The sequence below is a fragment of the Rhodoferax sp. genome (genome assembly GCF_011391645.1).
In the GTDB taxonomy this organism is placed as follows: Bacteria; Pseudomonadota; Gammaproteobacteria; order Burkholderiales; family Burkholderiaceae_C; genus Rhodoferax.
Map to the genome: position 1 here is coordinate 1 of NZ_JAABQC010000099.1, position 10,005 is coordinate 10,005.

At 62.0% G+C, this 10,005-nt stretch carries 11 protein-coding genes; 7 read left to right on the top strand and 4 right to left on the bottom strand.

What is annotated here, in order from left to right:
* Both GPS82_RS11590 and GPS82_RS11595 read left to right on the top strand, forming a co-directional pair.
* Positions 1-434, top strand: a 434-nt coding sequence (locus GPS82_RS11590) for a PAS domain-containing protein (protein WP_296494814.1), incomplete at its 5' end; no start/stop codon positions are given.
* Positions 435-462: 28 nt separating this feature from the next.
* Complete coding sequence (locus tag GPS82_RS11595) at positions 463-1,182, top strand: Crp/Fnr family transcriptional regulator (protein WP_296494816.1); 720 nt, start codon at positions 463-465, stop codon at positions 1,180-1,182.
* Positions 1,183-1,290: 108 nt separating this feature from the next.
* Here the strand turns inward: GPS82_RS11595 and GPS82_RS11600 are convergent, their stop codons facing one another.
* A complete protein-coding gene (locus GPS82_RS11600) occupies positions 1,291-1,773 on the bottom strand; it encodes a glycine zipper 2TM domain-containing protein (protein ID WP_296494818.1) in 483 nt (160 codons plus the stop codon).
* A gap of 13 nt (positions 1,774-1,786) precedes the next feature.
* Complete coding sequence (locus GPS82_RS11605; RefSeq protein WP_296494821.1) at positions 1,787-2,368, bottom strand: BON domain-containing protein; 582 nt, start codon at positions 2,366-2,368, stop codon at positions 1,787-1,789.
* Between the two features lie 116 nt (positions 2,369-2,484).
* Between GPS82_RS11605 and GPS82_RS11610 the strand changes: the two genes are divergently transcribed.
* From GPS82_RS11610 to GPS82_RS11625, 4 genes are read left to right on the top strand one after another with little or no spacing between them, the layout of a single operon-like run.
* Complete coding sequence (locus GPS82_RS11610; protein ID WP_296494823.1) at positions 2,485-3,621, top strand: MlaE family lipid ABC transporter permease subunit; 1,137 nt, start codon at positions 2,485-2,487, stop codon at positions 3,619-3,621.
* Between the two features lies 1 nt (position 3,622).
* A complete protein-coding gene (locus GPS82_RS11615; RefSeq protein ID WP_296494826.1) occupies positions 3,623-4,447 on the top strand; it encodes an ATP-binding cassette domain-containing protein in 825 nt (274 codons plus the stop codon).
* Positions 4,444-5,373, top strand: a complete 930-nt coding sequence (locus GPS82_RS11620) for an MlaD family protein (protein ID WP_296494829.1) — start codon at positions 4,444-4,446, stop codon at positions 5,371-5,373. Before GPS82_RS11615 ends, GPS82_RS11620 begins: the two co-directional genes overlap by 4 nt.
* Complete coding sequence (locus tag GPS82_RS11625) at positions 5,370-6,176, top strand: ABC-type transport auxiliary lipoprotein family protein (RefSeq protein WP_296494831.1); 807 nt, start codon at positions 5,370-5,372, stop codon at positions 6,174-6,176. Before GPS82_RS11620 ends, GPS82_RS11625 begins: the two co-directional genes overlap by 4 nt.
* Here the strand turns inward: GPS82_RS11625 and GPS82_RS11630 are convergent.
* Positions 6,136-7,530, bottom strand: coding sequence for a phospholipase D-like domain-containing protein (locus GPS82_RS11630; protein ID WP_296494834.1), 1,395 nt, complete (start codon positions 7,528-7,530; stop codon positions 6,136-6,138). The two genes, GPS82_RS11625 and GPS82_RS11630, sit on opposite strands and share 41 nt — an antisense overlap.
* A complete protein-coding gene (locus GPS82_RS11635) occupies positions 7,530-9,485 on the bottom strand; it encodes an AsmA family protein (protein WP_296494836.1) in 1,956 nt (651 codons plus the stop codon). Before GPS82_RS11635 ends, GPS82_RS11630 begins: the two co-directional genes overlap by 1 nt.
* A 142-nt stretch (positions 9,486-9,627) precedes the next feature.
* Between GPS82_RS11635 and GPS82_RS11640 the strand changes: the two genes are divergently transcribed.
* Positions 9,628-10,005, top strand: a 378-nt coding sequence (locus GPS82_RS11640) for a YXWGXW repeat-containing protein (protein ID WP_296494839.1), incomplete at its 3' end; no start/stop codon positions are given.

The following is a 10,005-nucleotide window of genomic DNA, read 5'->3' on the forward strand; positions in this document are numbered from 1 at the left end:
TGCGCCTGCTGTACCGCAAGCTGGCCGACTACAACCGGCTGTTGGAGGACACGGTGGCCGAGCGCACCGCCGAACTGCGCGAGAGCGAGGCGCGTTACCGCAGTTTGACCGAGTTGGCCTCGGACTGGTACTGGGAGCAGGACGAAAACGGTCATTTCAGCAAGGTCTCGGGCCCGGTGCTTGATATGCTGGGTATTCAGGTGGAACCTTTGAACGGCGACGCTGCTGTCGCGTCAACGGGCGGCTGGAATGAGGACGAACGCACCAAGTTGCGTGACACCATTGCCAACCGCGAGCCGTTTCTGGACTTTGTCTTTCATCGCGTGGCGGCCGGCGGCAGCAAGCAGACTTTTCAGGTCAGCGGCGAGCCCATGTTCAACGGCAAAGGCCGCTTTGTCGGCTACCGCGGCATTGGTGTCGAACTGACTTCCTAATCATAAAAACAACATCAGAAGCCTGATCATGCCCCCCATTCACAACCCAAGTCAAAACCACCTGCTGGCCGCTTTGCCGCCGCAGGACCTTGAGCCGCTGGCCGAACATCTGGAACTGGTGCCCATGGCCCTGGGCCAAATGCTGTACGACCCGGGCACCCAAATGCGCCACGCTTACTTTCCCACCACGTCAATTGTGTCGCTGCACTATGTGACCGAAACCGGGGCGTCTGCAGAAACCGCGGGTGTGGGCAATGAGGGCGTGGTGGGTGTTTCGCTGTTCATGGGTGGCGACACCACCTCCAGCTCGGCTGTGGTGCAAACGGCCGGCCACGCCTACCGGCTGGACCGGCATATCCTGAAGCAGGAATTTGACAAAGGCGGCGCGCTGCAGCGTTTGATGCTGCGCTACACCCAGGCCCTGATGACGCAAATGGCCCAGACCGCCGCCTGCAACCGCCACCATTCGGTCGAGCAGCAACTGTGCCGCTGGTTGCTGCTGACACTGGACCGCCTGCCGGACCGCGAACTGGTGATGACGCAGGAACTGGTGGCCAGCATGCTGGGCGTGCGCCGCGAAAGCGTGACCGATGCCGCCGGGCACCTGCAAACCCTGGGCTACATCCGTTACCGCCGTGGTCACATTGGTGTGCTCGATCGTGCCGGCCTGAAAACGCACGCTTGCGAATGCTACGGCGTGGTCAAGAAAGAGATTAACCGCCTGCTCAGTGACGTGAGCCACCGGTGAGGTCAGGGGTCAGAGCACGTCGCTGCGCGAGTGGTCTCAACTGCATCTAATCGGTTGGGGTCAGAGCACGTCGCTGCGCGAGTGGTCTGACCCACAAAGTTTCAGGTTTCAGTATCGTGTCGCCACCCCGTTGTCGATGCGCACGCTGTCACCCACCCGGATGTCGTTGCTGTTGGCTTGGGTAAGGGTCTGGTAGCTGCCATTGTTAAGGCGGACCGACAGCTGGTAGGCATTGGTTTGCTGGGTCTGATTGCGTTTTTCAATCTCATGGCCAGCGTAGGCGCCACCTGCCGCACCGATCACCGTGGCGGCCGTTTTGCCCGAGCCTCCGCCCACCTGGTTGCCCAGAACGCCACCCACCACCGCGCCCACGATGGTGCCGGCACCAATGGGGGTGCTGGTGGTGGGGCTGTTTTGTGAAACCAGGGTGATCGACTGCACCACGCCGTATTGCGTGTAGCTGTTGGTGTTCTGCTGCGGGTAGGCCGTTGTGCCCACGTTGTTGTTGAGCGGGGTCGTGCTGGCGCAGGCGCCAAGCATCAGGGTGCCCACCACAGCGGCAAGCGCTGTCAAATTGTTCAATGTTTTCATAGTCATACTCCGGTTATTGTTTGAGACTCATCTCGTTACTGACACGACTTACACCTTTAACGCTGCCGGCCAGGATGAGGGCACGGTCAATCTGCAACTGGTTGTTGACAAAACCGCTCAACTGGACGACGCCGTCGCGGGTTACGGCGGCAATGTCGGCGCTTTTGATGCCGTCATCTGCCATCAGGGCGGCCTTGACCTGGGCGGTGATGATGCCGTCGTCGATCTTGGTGCCGATGGTGGTGGGCTCGCCCTTGAGGCTGATGCTGTTGTTGGCCGTGACCACGCCGGGCACGGTGCGCGTAATGGACAGCGCCTGGTCAACCTGGCTCTGGTTGTCGACAAAGCCGCTCAACATCACCTCGCCCTTGCGGGTTTCCACCTTGAGGTCAAGGCTTTTGATGTCGATGTTGTCCAGCAGCGCCGCTTTGACCCGGGTGGTGAGCAGGCTGTCGTCCACCTCGGTGCCAAGGGTGGTTTCGGCGGCCGGGGCGCGGGCGGGCTCTTCCACCTTGCTGCAGCCCGCCATGTAAATCATCATCACACCGGCCAATAGGGTGCTTGCAGTGCGCAGGCCAATAGGGTTTCTGGTCATTTGTTCTCCAGTCGATCAGTCGTTGAAACAGCGCCCACTGTCACAGGAATCGCCGTTTATATCTGTGCGATGGCACACAGACCGGCGTCGGGGCCAGCCTTAGGCTTGGCAGCCAGATGACAACTGATTTTTTGGCGCCTGCCGCCATTGCCCAAATCCACCCGCAGGCCGTCGCACTGTCGGGCTGCTGGACGGCGCGCGGCATGGGTGACCGTGAGGCCGAACTGGCGCTGGGCCCTGCGAGGGGTCAACAGCCGATCACGCTGGACGCGTCCGGCATCGAAGCGCTTGACACGGCTGGCGCCTGGGTGTTGCAACAAATGCTGGCCGGGCAGGGCGGTGACGGGGCAATGCCGAGCTTGCAAGGCCTGCCGCCAGAATTTGCCAAACTGCTTGATGGGGTGCGCCAACGAGCGGCGGGCCAAGCCAACGCGCCAGCGGCGGCCATGCCCGCCACGCCAAACGTGTTGGCGCGCCTGGGCCGCAGCGCCGCGAGCATGCTGGAGCAGTTGCTGGCCATGCTGACTTTCATTGGTGAAAGCAGCCATGCCATGTTTGGCTGGCTGGCGCACCCGGGGCGCATCCGCTGGCGCGTGGTGCTGTTCAACCTGCGCAGCGCGGGTTTTGACGCCTTGCCCATCGTCGGGCTGCTGTCATTTTTGCTGGGCGTGGTGGTGGCTTACCAAGGCGCTGACCAACTGCGTCAATACGGCGCCAATATTTTTGTGGTGGATCTGGTGGGCTTGTCGATGCTGCGCGAGTTTGCCCCGCTGATCACCGCCATCATCGTGGCCGGGCGTTCCGGCTCGGCCTATGCGGCGCAAATTGGCACCATGACGGTGACCGAAGAAATTGATGCCATGCGCACCATCGGCATTGAGCCGCAGGAACTGCTGGTGTTGCCCAAAGTTCTGGCCCTGGTGATCGCGCTGCCGCTGCTGACGGTGTTTGCCGACGTTTTGGGTATCTTTGGCGGCATGATCATGGCCAAGGTGCAGCTTGGGGTGGGTTTTGCTGAGTTTCTGGACCGGCTGGTCAAGGCCGTCAGCATCACCTCGTACCTGGTGGGCATTGGCAAGGCACCGGTGTTTGCCGTCATCATCGTGATGGTCGGCTGCTTCCAGGGCTTTCGCACCCATGGCGGGGCCGACAGCGTGGGCCGCCAGACCACCCGCAGCGTGGTGCAGTCGATCTTTCTGGTGATCGTGGCCGATGCCTTTTTCTCGGTCGCCTTCAGTTTGCTGGACTTGTGACATGCCTGGCACCCCTCGCGGCACCGACATCGTCATAGACCTGCAGCAGGTCACCACCCGATTTGGCAAGCATGTGGTGCACCGCGATCTTGATTTGCAAGTGCGTCGCGCCGAGGTATTTGCCATCATTGGCGGCAGCGGCTCGGGTAAATCGACGCTGTTGCGCGAAATGATCCTGTTGCACCAACCCAGTTCCGGCAACATCAAGGTGCTGGGGGTTGACTTGAAAGACCTGTCGCGCGAAGCGGCACTGAGCTTGCGCTTGCGCTGGGGCGTGCTGTTTCAGTACGGCGGCCTGTTTGGCTCACTCACCGTGCTGGAAAACATTGGCTTGCCGTTGCGCGAGCACACGCAGTTGGGCGACAAGCTGATTGACGAGATCGCCGCCTGGAAACTCGACCTGGCCGGCCTCAAACCCGAGGTGGGCGCGCAGTACCCGGCGCAACTCAGTGGCGGCATGATGAAGCGCGCGTCGATGGCGCGGGCGCTGGCGCTCGACCCCGAGTTGCTGTTTCTGGACGAACCCACCGCTGGGCTCGACCCGCAAAGCGCCGCCGGCGTGGACGAACTCATCACCCGCCTGCGCGACCAGTTTGGCCTGACCATTGTCATGATCTCGCACGACCTGGATTTGCTGTGGCAAGTGACTGACCGGGTTGCCGTGCTGGGCGAAGGCACGGTGCAGGGCCTGGGTTCCATGGCTGAACTTGCACAACTTGACAAACCCACGGTGCGGCCCTTTTTTGAAGGCGCGCGCGGCCGCGCCGCGCAGGCCGGGTCGTCTTTTCACATCGAAAGCAAGGAGCCATCATCGAAACCAAAGTGAACTACACCCTGGTCGGCGCGTTTGTGCTGGTGCTGGGGGCCGTGCTGGTCGCGGGGGTGCTGTGGCTGGCCTCGGGCGGCTCCTGGAATAAAAAATTCGACCTGTACCTTGCCGTAATGGCCGAGTCGGTGGCCGGGCTCAACTTGAATGCGCCGGTGAAATACAACGGCGTTGACGTGGGCAAGGTGCAAGACATTGCCCTGGACAGCGCCAACCCGCAGCAGGTCAGGCTGTTGTTTGCCATTGCGTATGGCGCACCCATCCGGGAGGACACCGTGGCGGTGCTGAAAACCCAGGGCTTGACCGGCATTGCCTATGTGGAGCTGAGCGGCGGCGCGGCAGATTCGCCAGTGTTGCAGGCCAAGCCTGGCAGCCTTTACCCCGAGATTCGCACCAAGCCGTCGCTGACCACCCGGCTGGAATACATCCTGACCAGTGTGCTGAACAAGCTCGACAGCACCTCGGACGGCATCAACAGCCTGCTCGGACCGGAAAACCAGGCTGCCTTCAAAAGCGCGCTGGCCGACCTGGCCGCCGTGGCACGCACCGTGGCGGCGCGCCGGGCTGACATTGACAAGGGGCTGACGCAGGCCGCCCAAACCTTCGACAACACGGCCAAGGCAACCGCCGACCTGGCGCCGGTGCTCGAGCGCATTGGGCGCAGCGCCGATGCCATCGAAAAGATGGGCGTCGAAGTGGCGCGCACCAGCGTCAGTGCCGGTACCACCGTGGATGCGATGGGCGCCGATGTGAAGCGCTTCAGCGTCGAAACCTTGCCCGAGCTGGAGCGCCTGCTGGGCGAACTGAGCGCGTTGACCACATCGCTGCGGCGCCTCAGCGACCAGACCGAGCGCGACCCGCGCAGCCTGATTTTTGGCCGCCAACCGGTGCCGGGCGGCCCTGGAGAAAAAGGAGTGTCACCATGAAAGAACTAAATATCGCTGGCGCAATGCGAGCCATCCAGACATGGCGGCAGCATCCCTGTAGGAGCGGCGCCCCCGCCGCGATGGTATTGAGTTCAAGCATCGACGCGCCACGCCTGACTCTCAGCAACTGCACAAGCCGCAGTTCGCTGTTCCGCTTTGTCGCCATGGGCTTGGCTTTGGCAGCCCTGTCTGCCTGCAGCGCCCTGCAGCCATCAGCGACCCCGGCGACAACTTTTTATTCACTGAACGCTACACCGCAGCCAGCATCGGCTGTTGGCAAGGCTTTGCCAACGCCAACAACCCTGGCCGCCGGTGCGCCCACCTTGCTCATTAACCCGCCGCACGCAGCCGCCGGCTTTGACAGTCCACGCATCATTTACTTGCGCGAACCGCACAAGCTGGAGTACTTTGCGCTGAGTCGGTGGGTAGAGCCACCGGCGCGCATGCTGGGGCCGCTATTGGTTGCTGCGATTGAAAAAACAGGGGCCTTTCGCGCCGTGGTGCTGATGCCCGGTGCGGCCTCTGGCGAGCTGCGCCTGGACACCGACATCATTCGGCTGCAACACGAGTTTCAGACCAACCCGAGCCAGGTGCGCCTGACCCTGCGCGCCACGCTGGTGGACGACAAAACCCGCCGCATGCTGGCCTGGCAGGAGTTTGAGGCACTGGAGCCCGCCAGCTCGGAAGACACTTACGGCGGCGTGCTGGCGGCCAACCGTGCCGTGCAACGGGTGGCGGACCAGTTGGCCGGGTTTTTGGCCACTAAAGCAATCTTCCCCAGTGCTGTGCCAGCCATTCCTTGACTCTGAACTGCAGCGGCCGATCCGCCCAAGCCTGCGGCGTGATGCGCTGTGAGGCGTCCAGGTCTCGCTGGTGCATGGCCTGCATCTGGGTGGCAAATTCGCGGCCCAACACCACGGCATTGACCTCGTCGTTGTCGAGAAAGCTGCGCCAGTCCAGGTTGGTCGAGCCCACGGTGGACCAGACGCCATCGATCACCGCAGTCTTGGCATGCAAAAGGGCGCCCTGGCGCTCATAAATCTGCACGCCCCCCGCCAGCAGACCGGCGTAATGGGCGCGCCCGGCGTGAAACACCAGTTCGGAGTCGGAGTGGCTGGGCAGGATCAGTTGCACCTGCACCCCGCGCGCGGCGGCGTCAGTCAGGGCTTTGAGCAATTGCACGTCTGGCACAAAGTAGGCGTTGGTCAGGTGCACCGTCTTTTCGGCATTGCCAATGGCCGAGATCAGCGTCAGGTAAATCAGACTGTAGGGGTCGTCGGGGGTGCTGCCGATGGCGCGCACGATGTCTTTGCCCTGTGGTGCGAGCTTGGGAAAATAATCCTTGGCGGCGAGCGGCGGGCCCTTTTGCTTTTCCCAGGTCTGTAAAAACAGCTTCTGGAATTCGGCCACCACCGGGCCCTCAATTTGCAGGTCGGTGTCGCGCCACGCCACCCCGCCGTCGGCGGGGGGCTTGATGAGCCGCTCAAGCACTGCCGACCCCGAGGTGTAGACATTGCTGATGTTGATGCCGCCCAGAATGACCGAGCGGCCGTCGGCGATCAACAGCTTGCGGTGATCCCGGTTGTAGATTTGCCAGGGGCCCTTGGCACTCAGCGGGTTGATGGGGTTGAACTCCAGCACCGCAACGCCGGCTTTTGAGAGGCGCTCAAAAAACGCTTTCGGGGTGTTGATGCCGCCCACACTGTCATAGATCAGGTTGACCTGCACGCCACGGGCCTGCGCTTGCTGCAACAGGTCAGAAAATTCCTGGCCGGTGGCATCGTCCTCGATGATGTAGGTCTCCAAGTTGATGTGGTCCTTGGCCTGGCGGATGGCGCCAAACATGGCGGCGTAGGTGGCGGCACCGTCCTGCAGCAGGCTGGCCTTGTTGCCCAGAACAAGAGGGCTGTCGCTGATGGCCTGCTCCAGCGCCATTTGTTTGTCCAGTATGTCAAGCTTGCCCGATGTGCGTTGCAGTTCGGCCAGGATGGCGGCGTTTCTTTTGGCTGATACCGGGCCGCGCGCCGTCTCAAAGTTGGCGGTCTGCGCGTTGTGGCGATCAATCAGGGCGTCGGTGTCGGGCAGGGTGGCGCAACCTGTCAGCGCCGAACCAATCAGCAAGCCCGCCAAAACCAGATTGCGCCGTATTCTTGACATCATTTTTTCCCTTGCAGCCATTGCGCGCAATCGCTGTCCTGGCCGGGACCGGGATCGATCAGGGGGATCAATGCCAGCAGCGGATTGATGGCACCCAGCGCCAGAGCCCCCAGCGCGCGTGCCGCCATGCGGCCCCGGTCCACCTTGATGACGGGCTTGGCAAAGTTGCCGCTGATGTAGACCGGGCTGCGCAAGGCCAGCGGGCTGGTGTTCTTGGTTTTTTGGGTCACGGTCAAATCAAGCTTTTCCTGCGCCAGGTCGATGCTGCCACGACCGAACAGGGTGGTGACTTCAGTGTCGAAAAGCAGGGTATCGGATGTCATGATGCCGGCTTTGACATCGAAATTGGCCACGGCGCAACGAAGTTTGATCTGTTTGTCGCCGGTGAGCGTGAGCTGGAAAATTTCCCACAGGTGCAGGCCGGCTTTTTCCATGGTCAACTGGCTGATTTCACCGCCCGACATCAGCAGCGCGACCGAGCCATTGGCCTTGGCCAGCATGGTGCCCACCGAATTGCCGCTGCCGTCGAGCCTGATCTTGCCACCGATCAGGCTGGCGCTGGCCTTGCCTTTTTGATCGGCTGGCAGCAATTTGGCCAGCGCCAGGCGCTTGAGTTGCAGTTGGGCATTGGCCTGAATCGGGTTGTGGCGGCCGTCCAGCGTGACCGCCGCAATGATTTGCCCGCCAGCCACTCCAAACTGGAGCGGATCCAGCGTCAACACCGAATCTTTCAGTTTTAAATGGGTGCTGAGCGCCTCAAGCGGCATGTAGCTGGCCTGACGCATGGATTGGGCGCTGAACTTGACGTCGGCATCCACCGTATCCCAGTTCGCAATCTTGAAGGGCAGGTCGGGAATCACGCGCTTGGATTTGGGTGTGACGGCTGCGGCGCTGCCGGTTTGTGCGACCGCCTTGATGGCCGCATCCAGATGGCCGGGGCGTGCGCCAATCACCGGTCCCAGGTCTTCCAGGGCAAGCTGCATGGAGACCAGATCAGCGGTGAGCAAGGGCCGCTTGCCGCCTGTCTTGACTTGCCACCAACCGGCCAGGTCGCTGGTGCCCACGCGTCCCGAGAATTCGTCGTAGCGCAGTGTGTTGCCCTTGCGCACCAAATGCCCCTGGGCGACATAGTCACGCGTGGCGGGCAGGGCAATGCCGGTCAGGGTGAACAATTGGTTGAGGTTGTCGCCGCTGAGCGCCAGCTGCATGTCGATTGCACTGAATTGGACCAGGCTGGTCACCTGCCCTTCGGCCAGGATGCGGGTTTGGCCCGCCGTGGCGTCGATGCTCAGGCCGTAGGGCGTGCGCTCGTCACGCAGGGCCAGCACCGAATCTCCCGAGCCCTTGGCGGCCAGGGGCAGGCCCTTGAATTTTCCCTTGGCGACAAAGTTCACCCGGGCGTCGTCCTTGCTGCCCGCCGGCGCAGAAACGGTCGAGATGTCGATGCGAATGCTGGTCTTGCCTGCCGCGTCGTCATAGCCGATCACGCCCTGGTCGAGCGTCAGGCGGTCAATGTCGACGCGTGCGCTCTCGTCCTTCTGGTTCTGGTCGAGCAGCCACGACTTGCGGCCATCGGCTTGCCGCTGCAAAAAAACCAGGGGCTTGATCAGATGCAGGTCGGAGACCTTGAGCCGCTGCGCCAGCAGTTGCGGCAGGTGGACGGAAAACGCCACCTCGTCAGCGGCCAGCATCTGCGTCTGTGCCGCCCAGGTCGGGTTGGCAAAAGTAACCTGCCGGGCGTGCACGCGCGGCCACGGCCAGCCAAGATCCACATCGAGGTCGCCCTTGATCAGCAGTTCCCGCCCGGTTTGCTCGAACACCATTTTTTGAACCGGCGCGCGCAACCAATTCCAGCCAAACAGCGCAATCAACAGGGCCGCCGTGATGACGATGGCCAGCAACAGGCTGGCCGCCCATTTGAGTGTTCGCAAAAGAATGGTGGCGGGGGATTGCAAAGTGAAACCCTGTGAGTTGGCGGAATGGCTGCTTAAACAGAGTTTACCGGGACGGATGGGTCTGGTCAGTGCGCTGACGCACCGACAGCGCCAACCCGAAACGGGAAGATGCAAGCTTTAAACCTTCAGAGAGAAAATCCTCATGAAACCTGCAAAATTAGCGCGTTCGGTGCTGTTGTCCTTGGCTCTGGTGGCGAGTGGCGCGGCCTTTGCACAGATCAGCTTCAACATCGTGGTCGCACCGCCCACGCCTCAGTACGAGATGGTTCCTGTGGTGCAGCCGGGTTATGTGTGGGCGCCGGGTTACTGGGCCTGGGCCAATGATCGTCATGTCTGGGTGCGCGGTCGCACCATCGTGCAACGCCCGGGCTACGTCTGGCAGCCTGATCGCTGGGAGCAGCGCAATGGCACCTATTACCGCCAGGCGGGGCGCTGGGCCTATGATGCTCATGGAAAACCGGTAAAGGCGCAGAAGATGAAGAAACCCAAACCCGGCAAGGGACACGGCAATAACGGCCAC